The 12,679-nt window shown below is 67.3% G+C and carries 13 protein-coding genes; 6 read left to right on the top strand and 7 right to left on the bottom strand.

The window, feature by feature from the left end; genetic code table 11:
* Positions 1–399 precede the first annotated feature (399 nt).
* Entirely contained in the window at positions 400–1,395 is a 996-nt protein-coding gene (gene ctaC, locus NY1_RS24085; protein ID WP_084535262.1) for an aa3-type cytochrome oxidase subunit II, read from the top strand.
* 13 nt (positions 1,396–1,408) lie between these two features.
* Positions 1,409–1,825, top strand: coding sequence for a cytochrome c oxidase subunit 4 (locus NY1_RS24080; protein ID WP_067717536.1), 417 nt, complete (start codon positions 1,409–1,411; stop codon positions 1,823–1,825).
* 100 nt (positions 1,826–1,925) lie between these two features.
* Here NY1_RS24080 and NY1_RS24075 read toward each other — a convergent pair whose 3' ends face one another.
* From NY1_RS24075 to NY1_RS24060, 4 genes are all read right to left on the bottom strand, one after another.
* Entirely contained in the window at positions 1,926–2,528 is a 603-nt protein-coding gene (locus NY1_RS24075) for an SCO2523 family variant P-loop protein (RefSeq protein WP_067717533.1), read from the bottom strand.
* A 163-nt stretch (positions 2,529–2,691) separates the two neighbouring features.
* Positions 2,692–3,507, bottom strand: coding sequence for an SDR family NAD(P)-dependent oxidoreductase (locus tag NY1_RS24070; protein WP_084535261.1), 816 nt, complete (start codon positions 3,505–3,507; stop codon positions 2,692–2,694).
* 124 nt (positions 3,508–3,631) lie between these two features.
* Entirely contained in the window at positions 3,632–4,891 is a 1,260-nt protein-coding gene (locus tag NY1_RS24065) for an FAD-binding oxidoreductase (RefSeq protein ID WP_067717530.1), read from the bottom strand.
* 54 nt (positions 4,892–4,945) lie between these two features.
* A complete protein-coding gene (locus tag NY1_RS24060) occupies positions 4,946–6,523 on the bottom strand; it encodes an alkaline phosphatase D family protein (protein WP_067717528.1) in 1,578 nt (525 codons plus the stop codon).
* Between the two features lie 142 nt (positions 6,524–6,665).
* Between NY1_RS24060 and ybiA the strand changes: the two genes are divergently transcribed.
* The gene (ybiA, locus tag NY1_RS24055; RefSeq protein ID WP_233434451.1) at positions 6,666–7,205 is read left to right on the top strand and encodes a riboflavin biosynthesis intermediates N-glycosidase; all 540 of its coding nucleotides are present in this window, start codon (positions 6,666–6,668) and stop codon (positions 7,203–7,205) included.
* 87 nt (positions 7,206–7,292) lie between these two features.
* Here ybiA and NY1_RS24050 read toward each other — a convergent pair whose 3' ends face one another.
* Entirely contained in the window at positions 7,293–8,465 is a 1,173-nt protein-coding gene (locus tag NY1_RS24050) for an FAD-dependent monooxygenase (RefSeq protein WP_067717525.1), read from the bottom strand.
* A 230-nt stretch (positions 8,466–8,695) separates the two neighbouring features.
* Here NY1_RS24050 and NY1_RS24045 point away from each other — a divergent pair, with 230 nt between their 5' ends.
* Complete coding sequence (locus NY1_RS24045) at positions 8,696–9,298, top strand: TetR/AcrR family transcriptional regulator (protein ID WP_157762453.1); 603 nt, start codon at positions 8,696–8,698, stop codon at positions 9,296–9,298.
* Here NY1_RS24045 and NY1_RS24040 read toward each other — a convergent pair.
* Positions 9,271–10,110: a helix-turn-helix transcriptional regulator gene (locus NY1_RS24040; RefSeq protein WP_067717522.1), complete on the bottom strand. Its 840-nt coding sequence runs from the start codon at positions 10,108–10,110 to the stop codon at positions 9,271–9,273. The two genes, NY1_RS24045 and NY1_RS24040, sit on opposite strands and share 28 nt — an antisense overlap.
* Before the next feature lie 86 nt (positions 10,111–10,196).
* Between NY1_RS24040 and NY1_RS24035 the strand changes: the two genes are divergently transcribed.
* The gene (locus tag NY1_RS24035; protein WP_067717520.1) at positions 10,197–10,949 is read left to right on the top strand and encodes an SDR family oxidoreductase; all 753 of its coding nucleotides are present in this window, start codon (positions 10,197–10,199) and stop codon (positions 10,947–10,949) included.
* A 1-nt stretch (position 10,950) separates the two neighbouring features.
* On the opposite strand, the gene NY1_RS24030 is transcribed toward NY1_RS24035, so the two are convergent.
* Positions 10,951–11,484: an NUDIX domain-containing protein gene (locus NY1_RS24030; RefSeq protein ID WP_067717518.1), complete on the bottom strand. Its 534-nt coding sequence runs from the start codon at positions 11,482–11,484 to the stop codon at positions 10,951–10,953.
* A 111-nt stretch (positions 11,485–11,595) separates the two neighbouring features.
* On the opposite strand from NY1_RS24030, the gene NY1_RS24025 reads away from it, so the two are divergent.
* Positions 11,596–12,642: a site-2 protease family protein gene (locus NY1_RS24025; protein ID WP_157762451.1), complete on the top strand. Its 1,047-nt coding sequence runs from the start codon at positions 11,596–11,598 to the stop codon at positions 12,640–12,642.
* Positions 12,643–12,679: the final 37 nt, after the last annotated feature.

Here is a 12,679-nt window from a genome sequence, read left to right as displayed (position 1 = left end):
ACGGGCGTGAGCGGGGCGTGGGGGACGCGAAACGTACTGTCCGAGTATGCCGCACGCGGGTGGATCTCGCCGCGAGAGGCTCTGTCCTCTGTGTATGCGATTGCCGGAGTGTCGAAAGCGACCCCGGCACAACGTGGCCGGGGGTTTGGTCTACGCTGCGTAGTACTTGGGAAACTCTCAGGGTCGGTTGTGCGTTCGCGTACGGCCTTCTCAGAATTCCCAGAACGTGCTGTAGTTGCGTCGCCCGGCGGTAGGGAGTCCGGGCGATGCCGAGTCGGATAGACGACCAGGAAGGCGTTGAGCGTGGCGCACAAGGCGAGCGAGGCGATAGGGGCACGACCCGCCCAGGGTCGGCGAGGCCGTATCCTTCGGCGGGCCGGGCTGGCGGTGTCCTTGGGGATGACCGCGATGCTCGTCTCCGGTTGCTCGATCGACAACCCGTGGCTTCGGTTCGGTTGGCCCTCGGGCGTCACGCCGCAGGCCACCCGGATGCGTGAACTGTGGACCTGGTCCGTCATCGCCGCGCTGGCGATGGGCGTGCTGGTGTGGGGTCTGACCTTCTGGACCATCGCGTTCCACCGCAAGAAGGCGAATTCGCCGGAGTTCCCGCGTCAGACCGGTTACAACGTGCCGCTTGAGCTCAGCTACACGGCCATCCCGTTCGTGATCATCGCGGTGCTGTTCTACTTCACCGTGGTGGTGCAGAACTACGTGCACGAGAAGGTCGCCGACCCGGACGTCACCGTGGATGTGACCGCCTTCCAGTGGAACTGGAAGTTCGGCTACCAGAAGGTCGACCTCAAGGACGGCAGCGCGATCTACGACGGCGTCGATCACGATCGCCAGGAGATGAACACCGAGATCGACGAGCGCTACAAGGAGCGCACCGAGGACGGTCACCCGCAGCCCGGCCCGAACAACGGCAAGCCCGCGAACGACATCTCCTACCTGCACTACGACAAGATCGAGACCGTCGGCACCTCCAACGAGATCCCGATCCTGGTGCTGCCGACCGGCAAGAACATCGAGTTCCAGCTGGCCGCCGCGGACGTCATCCACTCCTTCTGGGTGCCGGAGTTCCTGTTCAAGCGCGACGTGATGCCGAACCCGAAGGAAAACAACTCGGACAACGTCTTCCAGATCACCAAGATCGAGAAGGAAGGCGCGTTCGTCGGCCGTTGCGCCGAGATGTGCGGCACCTTCCACTCGATGATGAACTTCGAGGTCCGCGCGGTCTCGCCGGAGAAGTTCAAGCAGTACCTGGACGCCCGCAAGGCCGGCAAGACCAATGCCGAGTCCCTGGAGAGCATCGGCGAGTCCCCGGTCGCCATCACCACCAAGCCGTTCAATACCGACCGGACTGCCCGCGGTAATGAGCGCGCGGAAGCCAAGTGAGGACTGAACTGATATGAAGGTCGAAGCTCGCATCTTCGAACTGATCACGGTCTTCTTCGTGATCGTGGCCGTCGTGTACGGCTACTTCACCGGCCAGTCCCGGACCGGCGTCGAATGGGCGGGCACCACCGCCATCGTCCTGTCCGCGGGCCTGGCCCTGATCGTGGCCACCTACTTCCGCTTCGTGGCCCGCCGCCTGGACCTGCGTCCCGAGGACTACGAAGAAGCCGAAATCGTGGACGGCGCCGGCGACCTGGGCTTCTTCTCGCCCGGCTCGTTCTGGCCCATCCTGCTGGCCGCCGCGGGCTCCATCACCGCCCTCGGCTTCGCCTTCTTCGAATTCTGGCTCATCGGCACCGGCGTCGTCTGCGTGCTCATCGCCGCCGGCGGCCTGGTCTTCGAGTACCACCTCGGCCCGGAAAAGCACTGAGCTGACGCTCGGCCGAGCAAACTGAACGAAGCGCCCCACCCGAATCCGGGTGGGGCGCTTCGCTGTTCCAGTAGTAAGTCGCGATCGGTCGGCGCGCGCGTCATTCGGTATCCCAGGTCACGGAGTCGGTGAGTCGTCGTGCGAGATGTGCGAATGCCTCCGCTGTTTCTCGGGCGGAGTCGCGCGATCGTGTCCGTACTCGGCGCCGGGAACCAGCCGTAGCGCGTAGAGCGAGTTCCAGCGCGACCGAACGGCCGGCACTGAGATCGACCATCACCACGCTGAATTCGGCGGCCAGCGAGTTCAACAGCGCGATACAGCGTTCCACGATCATGTCGTCGGCGACGAGGAACTCCGCGCCGCCCGCATCGCCCGGAACGAGCAGCAGCTTCCCTGCTCCGGGTGGCATGTCGCGCAACTGCCGACGGTCGGTGGTCCGGCCGACGTCGAGTCGTGCGGCAGCACCGATTTCGCCGAGCAGATAGGAATGCAGGCCGGTCCCCGCTTTCACTCCGTGTTCCGCCGTACCGATCTCGAATACCGTCCCAGCCGTCGGCGAGCCGAAATCGGAGTCCACGTAGGCCACATCATGGCCGTGCAGGCACAGCCGGTAGGCGATGTTGGCGGTGGTTACCGTTCGGCCCGCGCCTCCCTTGTCGGAAGTCGCGAACACGAGAATCGGGTCGCTGCCGCGGAAACTCATCGGGGCACCTCCTCCCCGGCGTAGGCCGGCGATCCCCGCACCACCAGTGTGAACGCAGGGCGATGACCTTGTCATCGGTTGTGCGGGAATATGTTTCGCGACGTGAAAAGGCGGGTCGCCCCGGCCGCGGGCGACCCGCCTCCCCTCATCGGATTACCGAAAGTCAGATGCCGAGGGCGTGTTTCAGGCGGGTGGTGCGGGGGGCCATGTTGGCCAGGCCGAGGAGGGCGCGGGGGAAGCGGGGGTGGATTTGGGTGGGGCGGGTGCGGATGGCGGTTTCGATCCAGCGGGCGGCTTCTTCGGGGTTCAAAAGGGGTTGTTCGGTGAAGGCGGTGGGGGTGGTCGCGTCGGGGCGGAAGGCGGGGTAGTGGACGGCGGTGACGTGGATGCCGCGGGGGGAGAGTTCGGCGTCGGCGCATTGGCCGAAGGTGGTCCAGGCGGCTTGGGAGCTGGCGTAGGAGGCGTAGTTGGGGGCGGCGCCGGTGGTGGGGTTCCAGGGGCCTACGTTGACCACGTGGCCGGAGCCGCCGGCGAGCATGGCGGGGAGCAGGCCCAGGGTGAGGCGGAGGGGGCCGAAGTAGTTGGCGGCCATGGTGCGCTGGTAGTCGCGGAAGCGGTCCAGGGATTGCAGGACGGGGCGGCGGGTGGGACGGGCCGCGTTGTTGACCAGGACGTCGATGCTGTCGAATTCGGTGAGCAGCCATTCGACGAGCTGGTCGACGTCGCCGAGGGCGGACAGGTCGCAGCGGTACCAGTGCGCGCGGCCACCGGATTCGATGAGCTGGGCGCAGTCTTCGACGAGTTGAGCGCCGTTGCGGGCCACCAGGATCACCTCGGCGTCCTGGCTGGTGAGCAGGCGGGCGGTGGCGCGGCCGATATCGGAGCAGGCGTCGGTGATGACCACCCGCTTACCGGCTATGGGTTGTTTGCCGGGTAGGGCGGCGGGTCTGGGACGGCGGGCAGCACGGAATTCGATCATGGGACAGGCAACCTTCGCTGGAAAGAATGAGCTGAACCATGCACCGGCACCCCGCCGACAGTACCGATACCGCCGCACCGCTCCCGGCTGCTAACCGGTTGCTGGGAGTGCGGCGGAACACATTCTAATCGGTCGGGTCATAACGCCGGGCGCGTTCGGAGACGCAGATCTCGTCGATCGAGGAAACGATGTCCCGCAACAGTTCCGAGGGCAGCGCGGCCGGGCGCAGCCGGCAGGTGAAGGTGATGAAGGCGTGGTCTTCGTTATCGAGTTCGTGCAGGTAGCGGGACCGCACACCATAGGTCATGGCCGAGATGACGGTGAAGCACCCGGTGCGTTCGCGATGCCCGGAGAACAGATCGTGCAGCCGGTGGAACACCCGCGTATAGGACGTCATGGGCGCGAAAAGCGAGACGCGATAGGCCGGTCCGCGCTCCGAGGAGCTGATGACGGTATCGGCCAGGTACTCCGCATCGCGCAGCGTCAGCACCTTCGGAGCGAACATGAGGGCGCCGGCCGCGGCATTGCGCACGGGCATGCCGGCGCGCCCGCTGGCCGAGGAGGCGATGGCGCCCAGCGATTTACGGGCACGCGCACCGACCTCGCGGCGGGCGCGCAGCGACAGGTTGGGGGTGGTGGGGTGCAGGCTGGACCACTGGCCGAAGCGGACGGTGCCGAGCTGCACATGACCGGTACCGACCGGTCGCGACACTTTCAGGGGCGCGGTATCGACCCAGCGGCCGGACTGCAGCAGCGAATCGCCCGGCGACTGAATCGCTTTGAACGACTGCTCGACGAAGGTGTCGAAATCCAGGAAGCGATGCGCGTCCGAGGTCAGCCAGGTGCGGTCCTTGTCGACCGTGTTCACTTCGAGCGTCAGCGCGGTGATGATCCCGGTGCGCCCGCCCCCGCCCAGGATCTTGCGGAACCGCTCCACATGATGCGTGCGCCCGCAGGTGCCGAAACGCCCGTCCTGATCGACGTATTCGAGCTCCACCACATTGTCGCTGAACATGCCGTACTTGTGCGAGGCCGCCGAGAGCCCGCCCACGGCCGCGAACCCGCCCGCCGTGATGTCCCGATGGTCGCCGACCACCGGCAGCCCGAGCCCGTGCGCCGCAAGGGTTCTGTCGATATCGGACAATTTGGCGCCCGCCTGCACCCGCACCGTGCGCGCGTCCGCATCCACCACCTGGACCCGGTTCATCTTGCGCAGCGAGAGCACCTGCCCGTGATCGGGCACCGCCAGTTCCTCGTCCGGCCGTTCCCCACCCCGGATGATCAGGGGTTTCGTATTCTTGCGTGAATCCCGCACGGTGCGAACCACATCCGCGGTATCGCGGGGCAGGAATTCTTCGGGGAGCGTGGAGACGGGCGTGCTCATGGCGCTACAGCTAACCATAGTCGCGCCCGTCGCGCTCGTAGTTGGACAGCCGTCTCAGTGTGCGGGGGTGAGACGCTGCGTGAACAGCACGTTCCCCGTCGCGTCACACAGGTTCACCGTGAGTTCGCGGGACTTGCCGTCGATGCGCACTTCACCGAAGTGCTGGAAGGCGCCATCCAGCGGCGATGCGTTCTGAACCGGCGGCGCGTGCACGAAAACGGCCTCCGGGCCGAAGGTTCCGTCCAGGTCGTTCGGGCCGAACGCACCGGCGTTGAGCGGCCCGGAGACGAACTCCCAGAATTCATCGAAGTCCTTGAAGGCGGCGCGCTCGGGGGAATAGCGATGCGCGGCCGTGTAGTGCACGTCGGCGGTCAGCCACACCACGCCGCTCACCTTGTTCGCCTTGATGGAGCTGAGCACCTTGGCGATCTCGACCTCGCGACCGGACGGCATCCCCGGATCGGCATTGGCCGGGCCCTCGAAGGCGGTGCGATCCTTCTGTTCGCCGTCCTTGACCACCAGGCCCAGCGGCAGATCATTGGCGACGATCTTCCAGGTGGCCTTGGAGTCGCGCAAACCGTCCATCAGCCATTGGGTTTGGGCCGGGCCGAAGATCTTCCCGTCGGGGGAGCGGTTCTCGTTGTTCTCGTCCTTGTAGGCGCGCATGTCGAGCACGAACACGTCCAGCAACGGGCCGTAGGAGATCTTGCGGTAGAGGCGGCCGTCGACGGCTTCCTTGGGCTCCAACGGCATCCATTCGTGGAAGGCCTGCCAGGAGCGGGTGGCGAGGGTGTCCATGCTGCGCTCGGTGTAACCCTTGGATTCGGCGACCAGGCCGCCGTGGTACCAGTTGTTGACCGTTTCGTGGTCGTCCCATTGGACGATCTGCGCCACCGAGGAGTTGAACTTCCGATAGTGCTCGTCGGTCAGGTTGTAGGCGTAGTTGCCGCGGAACTGGTCCAGGGTCTGGGCGACAGCGCTTTTCGCCTGCGAGACGGTATTGCGCCAGACGCGGCCGTCGGGCAGCGTGACCGATTCCTGCAACGGCCCGTCGGCATAGATGGAATCGCCGGAGTGAATGAAGAAGTGCGGGTCGCGTGCGGCCATGGCGGAGAAGATCTTCATACCGCCGAGATCCGGGTTGATGCCGTAGCCCTGCCCGACCACATCGCCGGACCAGAGCAGCGTGATATCGGATGCCGACGAGGGCACGGTGCGGAAGACGCCGGTGACCGCCTCGGAGGTAGCGCCGCCCTCGCCTTCCAAGGTCACCCGGTAGTGCACCTGTGAACCGGCGGGCAGCCCGTTGACCCGCACCCGCCCGGTCCCGTCACTGTCCGGCGTCAGCATCGGCCCCTCGAAACGCTTGGCGTCCTTGAAGGATTCGGTCGCCGCGGTCTCCACGATCAGCTTGGCCGGCTGATCCGACCGCGCCCAGATGAGCGCCCCGTCACCGCGCGGATCGCCGACCGCCACGCCGTGGGTCAGCGTAGGACGCTGACGCACCAGCGCCGGGCCGTTGTCCTTGGAACACGCGACCAGACCGGGTGCGATGACCAGTCCGGCCGCGGTGGTGCGCAACAGGGTGCGGCGCGAGAAACCGGATTGCCGAGGTGTCGAATGCGGTGCCATGCCCCGACCTTTCATCAGCCGCCTCAACATCAGCTGAACTGTGCCGGACAGGTCAGCGAATGCTCGGCTACACCGCGGCGTGTCGCCAGAGCGCCGGATACCCAGCGGACGTCGTCACCCGGTTCCACTAATGTCGGGCGACGTGGACAGGGCGCAGCTGACAGCCGAGATGGCGGACGGATCCAGACCGGAATTCCTCTACTTCTGGGGACACACCCGGACTCCGGGGCACGAAGTGGGGAAGTGGGTGCTCAGCCAGTGGTGGCCGGTGGAGTTCACCGTCGACGGTCAGAATTACCACAGCGCCGAACATTTCATGATGGGTGAGAAGGCGCGGCTCTTCGGCGACGAGGAGATGCGGGGGAAGGTGCTGGCGAGCGAGACGCCCGCCGATGCGAAGCGGATCGGGCGAGCGGTCCGCGGCTTCGACCAGGACGCCTGGGTGGCGCATCGGTACGACATCGTGCTGCGGGGGAGTATCGCCAAATTCGGGCAACATGCGGCGCTCCGTGAATTCCTGTTGGCGACCGGTGAGAAGGTGCTGGTGGAAGCCGCGCCGCGGGACACCATTTGGGGGATCGGGTTGGGGGCGGAGCATCCGGACGCAGCGCACCCGGCGACGTGGCGGGGCGAGAATTTGCTGGGGTTCGCGTTGATGGATGCGCGAGCTGCGTTGGGCTGACCGGTGATTGGAGTTTTGCTCCACTTTCACCCGTGATCTGTCGGAAACCCGACGGCGGGGGCCTGAAAGTGGAGCAAAACTCCAGGTTCAGCGGTTGGCTAGTTCGGCCAGGCGGAAGGTGATCGCCTTCCGCACCGCTGGAATGCGGGTGACGTTGCTGATGAGCAAGTTCCGTATCGCGCGAGCGGGGCGTGCGCGCAGCGTCGCCATACGGGTGATGCGGTCGGTGAAAGCGACGACCCCCAACGCCACGGGGCGGCGCTTCGTCTCGTACTCGTCGAGCAGAACGGCTGCTTCGCCGTTGAGCACACGCCCGAGCAGAGTGCCCAGCAGTGCGGCGTCCTGAATACCGGTGTTCATGCCCTGCCCGCCGGCGGGGCTGTGCACATGGGCGGCGTCGCCGGCGAGGAAGAGGCGGCCGGCGCGGTAGGCGTCGGCGACGCGGTGGTGGATGCGGAAGCGGCTGCTCCACAGCACTTCCTGGACCTTGACGTGCGCGCCGGGGCGGCGGGCGTCGATGATCGCCTGGATATCGGCGAGGGTCGGGTGCTCGGGGGCTTCCGCAACGGTGGCGACCACGCGGTAACGAGTGCCGGTCTCGTCGGGGAGCGGGGCGACGACGGTGACGCCTTCGGGTGAAAGATGCAGGGAGACCTGGGTGCGCGGGTCCGGCCACGCCATGTGGACGTCGGCGAGGACGAAGGACTCCTGGTAGGTGGAGCCGGTGAAGCCGATGCCGGCGGCGTCGCGGACCCGGCTGTGCATGCCGTCGGCGCCGATCACGTAATCGGCTCGGACGGAACCGGTCTCGCCTGCGGCGTCACGGTATTCGACGGTTGCGCCGTCGCCGTCCTGGATGACCCCGGTGACCTCGTAGGGGCGATGCACCTGCCCGCCCGCCTTCTCCAGCCGCGCCAGCAGCAGCGCCTCGGTGGTCTCCTGGCCGAGCATGAGCGTGTACGGGTAGTCGGTGGGCAGGCCCGAGAAGCCGAGGTGCGCCAGGGCCCGGTCACCGTCCCACAGCACGAAATCCGGTACCACGACGCCACGTTCACGCAGCTGAGCGGTAACCCCATACTCCTCCAGCACTTCCAACGTGCGCGCGTGGATCACGGCGGCCCGGGAAGTGTTCGCGCCCTCGGCCAGACGGTCCAGCAGCAGCACGTCCACGCCCGCGTCGGCGAGCGCGATGCCGGCGGTGAGACCGGCGGGCCCGGCGCCGACGATGACGACCTGGGCGGAGGCGGGGAGGGCGTTCATGGTGACTCCTAAAGCGTCGGAAGTGACGTGGAACAGGCTGGCATCGCGGCGGTGCGCGGGACAGTGCGTGCGCCACCTGTTGCAGGTGCGGTATCACCTGGCGGCACCGTGCAATCTGCATGAGCGCCAGGGGAATCGGTGTGGTCAACATTTGTTGGCCAACGGACGTTGACATAAAGATAGGTCCCCCGTGCGCGACTGTCAACACTTGTTGGCCTACAGTTGTTGGCATGACCGCATCGCTGGAACCCGACCCCGCGCAGACCCCGGCGCCGCGCCGCTCCGACGCCACGCGCGCCGTGATTCTCGAGGCCGCGCGCCGCCGATTCGCCGAGGACGGCTTCCGCAAGGCCACCATTCGCGCCATCGCCACCGACGCCGGGATCGATCCGGCCATGGTCATGCGCTATTACGGCAGCAAGGACGGACTGTTCGCCGCCGCCGTGGATATCGAGCTGGGATTGCCGGATCTGTCCGCGGTCCCCTCGGATTCGATCGGCGAGGTGCTGGTCCGGCGGTTCCTGGAACTGTGGGAGACCGCGCCGGGCGACGAGATCCTGTTGACGCTGCTGCGGTCCGCGGTGACCGACGACGCCGTGGCGGCCCGGGTGCGCGAGGTGTTCGCCGGGCAGGTGATGCCCGCGGTGCTGCGCTTCGGTGCGCCCGCGGACGCGCTGCGGCGGGCGGCGCTGGTGGTGTCGCAGATGCTGGGAATCGCCTTGTGCCGCTACGTGCTTCGCATTCCGCCGGTCGTCGCGCTCACGCACGAAGAACTACTGGCCGAGGTAGCGCCGGCCATCCAGCGCTACCTGTCCTCCGAACCCGCCGCCTGACCGGCGAGCGAATGGAAGACCGCCGCGGTGCGCGAACCCGGTGCGGGGCAGTAGACGATCAGCCGCTGATCGGTGTCGGAGATGTGCAGCACCTGGCATTCGAATTCCAGCCGGCCGAGCTCGGGATGCTGCAAGCGTTTGTGATACCCGCGCCGCACCTCGACATCGTGCGCCCGCCACATCTCGGCGAAACGCGGTGCGGTGCCCAGCAGTTCGGTGACCAGCCCGGCCAGCGCGGGATTGCCGGGATAGCGGGCGTAGGCGGCGCGCAGATCGGCGACGGTGGACTGGGCGAAACGTTGCACGTCCTCCTCCGACCATTGCGGATGGTCGGCGGCCTGCTGGAACATCCAGCGCACCATATTGCGTTCGTGGCCGGGCACCCGTTCCAGATCGCCGATGAACGGCACCGCGGCGCGATTCCAGGCCAGCACCTCGTAGGTGGCGTCCACCAGATAGGCGGGCGTGGTGAGGCTGTCCAGGATCACCCGCGCCGAGGCCGGCACCGTGCGATCCGGCCCGGTCACGGCCGGCGGCTGCTCGCCCGCGATCCGGTACAGGTATTCGCGTTCGTCGGCGGTCAGCATGAGCGCCCGCGCCACCGCGCCCAGCACCTGCCGGGACGGCCGGGCGCCGCGCGCCTGCTCCAGCCGGATGTAGTAGTCGACCGAGATCCCGGCCAGCTGGGCGACCTCCTGCCGGCGCAGCCCGGGCGCGCGCCGGTTCAATCCGTCGGGCAGCCCGACATCGCTGGGCTGCAATCGATTTCGCCGGGTGCGTAGGAAATCCGCGAGTTCGCTCCGATCCGCCATACCTCAAGTGTCGGCCCTGTGGGCGATTCGCGGGTGGTACAACTTGTTCCTCCCCGTGGATTTCATCCGATGTCAGGGTGAATGTCATGACCATCGCACTCATCACCGGAGCCAACAAGGGCATCGGATTCGAAACCGCGCGGCAGCTCGCCGCGCGCGGCACGACCGTGCTCGCGGCGGCCCGCGACGCCGAATTGGGGCGGGCCGCGGTCGAGAAGCTGAAAGCCGAAGGGGCGCAGGCGCATTTCGTGCACTTGGATGTGACGGACGCGGAATCCATCGACCGGGCCGCCGCGTGGATCGACGCCGAGTTCGGCAGGCTCGACATCCTGATCAACAACGCGGGTATCACCGGGGGCTTCGACGGGGACGGTAAACCGTCCTCGACCTCGCTCGCCAATCTGCGGAACGTGTACGAGACCAATGTCTTCGGGGTGGTGGCGGTGACCAATGCGCTGCTGCCGCTGCTGCGCCGCGCCGAGGCCGCCCGCATCGTGAACGTGTCCAGTGAGGTCGGTTCGCTCGCGGGCATGAGCGACCAGGCCGGGCCCATGTGGCCGATGGTCTCGGTGCCGTACCCGTCGTCCAAGACGGCGCTGAACATGGTCACCGTCATGTACGCCAAGGAACTGTGGGACACCCCGATCAAGGTCAATGCCGCGAATCCGGGTTACTGCGCCACCGACCTCAATCGCAATACCGGCTTCCGCACCGCCGAGCAGGGTGCGGAACCGTCGGTGTATCTGGCCACGCTGCCCGCCGACGGGCCCACCGGCGAACTGTGGGGTTACCTCTGGGGTGCGGAGGGCGGGGCCGAATACGGGCGTCTGGCTTGGTGATTCACTCGCCGCCGCGTTCGTGCAGCAGCAGCATGCCGTAGGCGGCGACGGTATCGGCGTCCAGGATCTCGCCCGCGCGGATCATCCGCTCCAGTTCCGCCCGGGTGAACCAGCGCGACACCATGTCCTGCTCCGAGGGTTCGCGTTCGTGCGCGCCCTCGGTCAGGTGGGTGGCCAGGAAGACGTGCCCCGAATGGCTGCACACCGACGGGGCGACCGCCAGCTTGCCCAGGAAGGTCATGCGCCCCGCACGCAGCCCGGTCTCCTCGCGCAGTTCCTGCCGCGCCACCGCCTCGGCGTCGAACACCTCGTCGGCGACGGTGCCCGCCGGGAACTCCCAGCTGCGCTGGTCGATCGGGTACCGGTACTGCTCGACCAGGTGGAACCGTTCCCCGTCGAACGGGATCACGACCGCGAAATCGGACTTCTCCACCACCGAGTACAGCGACGGCTGCCCGTCCCAGCCGGGAATGTAGTCCTCCCGCACCGTAATCCATCGATTCGAATAGACCTCGCGCGAGGAAAGGGCGTCCATTCCTCCGATCCTGCCCTATGACCAGCGCTGTTGCCGCTCTCCCGGAGGTGCGCGGGTGCGATTCGGTGCTTACGATGCGCTTCGAGCGGTAGGGAGAACACCGGAATGTGGATGATCGTGTCGGTCGCGGCCGTGATGGCGGGGATGACCGCGGTGTTCTGGCAGACGGATCACCTGGTCGCGCTGTCGCCCTGGTTCGCGGCGAGCTACCTGATCGTGTCGCTGGTGCTGCACGAGCTCGGTCACCTGGCGGCCGGCCGGTTGCTCGGGGTGCGTGCGACGGCGGTGTACCTCGGCGCCCAGCCCGGGCAGTCCGGGATCCGGGAAATCCGGATCGGCGGCCTCCCGGTGTATTTCGGCCTGCACCCGACCGCGCGCGTGGAACTGCCGGTGCACCGCGCGAGATGGCCCCGGCTGATCTATTTCGCCGGTCCGGCCGCGAACCTGCTCCAGGTGGCGGTGGTAGCCGTGCCCGCCCCGATCGTGGTGCGTGTCGTGCTCGTGATGGTGCCGCTCTCCCTTGCTGTCGGCAACCTCATCCCGATGCGGGACCGGACTGGAATGTGGAGCGACGGAGCCCGCATCTTCGGCTTCGCCTCACCGACCGAGGGCCGCGAGATCGAGCAGCGTCAGCGCGTCCTGACCACCGCCTTCGGCCTGCCCGCCCCCGTATCCCCGGCCCCGCGCGCGGATCTCGCGCCGACCGTGATCACCGTCTGCCGCCGCACCCTCACTGGCCCCACCCCTACCGAAGCCGACCTGGAACTCACCGCGAAACGTCTGCAATGGTTGATCGAGAACACTCCGCGCACACCGCGATTGATCGGCCTGCTCGCCCTCGCCGCGCTGCGCTCCGGTGACCCGGGCCGGGCGGAGAGTCTGAGCGTCGAAGCCTTGTCGTACGGCCGGAGCTCCGCTGAAGGCGAGGAGGCCGAGTCCGGCGACGGCCGCGACTCCAGCAGCGGTGCAGCGCTTCCCGGCGATCCAACCTCCGCCGAACTGGCCGACATCCACGCCGTCCGCGCGCTCGCGGCGCACGTCCTCGGCGGCGATGGCCGAAACCACCTACGTGCTGCGATCGCCCTCGACCGCAGCGGCGACCTCGTCCGAGAAGCCGTGCGCGCCATAGCCGTTCAGCCCGACCCGATCCAGCACTGATCATGCCGGGATGACGAGGGGGCGCGTCCGAGTCGGG

The organism is Nocardia yamanashiensis NBRC 100130 (genome assembly GCF_001613325.1).
Taxonomy (GTDB): domain Bacteria; phylum Actinomycetota; class Actinomycetes; order Mycobacteriales; family Mycobacteriaceae; genus Nocardia; species Nocardia yamanashiensis.
The sequence above is the reverse complement of the archived record's forward strand: the minus strand, read 5'-3'. Positions and strand labels throughout refer to the sequence as shown.

What these genes read in the sequence shown, in the direction of transcription:
- NY1_RS24030 (WP_067717518.1), bottom strand. Translation starts at nt 11,484, where the DNA reads ATGGACGCCCTTTCCTCGCGCGAGGTCTATTCGAATCGATGGATTACG.
- NY1_RS24040 (WP_067717522.1), bottom strand. Translation starts at nt 10,110, where the DNA reads ATGGCGGATCGGAGCGAACTCGCGGATTTCCTACGCACCCGGCGAAAT.
- NY1_RS24065 (WP_067717530.1), bottom strand. Translation starts at nt 4,891, where the DNA reads ATGAGCACGCCCGTCTCCACGCTCCCCGAAGAATTCCTGCCCCGCGAT.
- NY1_RS24075 (WP_067717533.1), bottom strand. Translation starts at nt 2,528, where the DNA reads ATGAGTTTCCGCGGCAGCGACCCGATTCTCGTGTTCGCGACTTCCGAC.
- NY1_RS24045 (WP_157762453.1), top strand. Translation starts at nt 8,696, where the DNA reads ATGACCGCATCGCTGGAACCCGACCCCGCGCAGACCCCGGCGCCGCGC.
- ctaC (WP_084535262.1), top strand. Translation starts at nt 400, where the DNA reads ATGACCGCGATGCTCGTCTCCGGTTGCTCGATCGACAACCCGTGGCTT.
- NY1_RS24025 (WP_157762451.1), top strand. Translation starts at nt 11,596, where the DNA reads ATGATCGTGTCGGTCGCGGCCGTGATGGCGGGGATGACCGCGGTGTTC.
- NY1_RS24050 (WP_067717525.1), bottom strand. Translation starts at nt 8,465, where the DNA reads ATGAACGCCCTCCCCGCCTCCGCCCAGGTCGTCATCGTCGGCGCCGGG.
- NY1_RS24060 (WP_067717528.1), bottom strand. Translation starts at nt 6,523, where the DNA reads ATGGCACCGCATTCGACACCTCGGCAATCCGGTTTCTCGCGCCGCACC.
- NY1_RS24035 (WP_067717520.1), top strand. Translation starts at nt 10,197, where the DNA reads ATGACCATCGCACTCATCACCGGAGCCAACAAGGGCATCGGATTCGAA.
- NY1_RS24070 (WP_084535261.1), bottom strand. Translation starts at nt 3,507, where the DNA reads ATGATCGAATTCCGTGCTGCCCGCCGTCCCAGACCCGCCGCCCTACCC.
- NY1_RS24080 (WP_067717536.1), top strand. Translation starts at nt 1,409, where the DNA reads ATGAAGGTCGAAGCTCGCATCTTCGAACTGATCACGGTCTTCTTCGTG.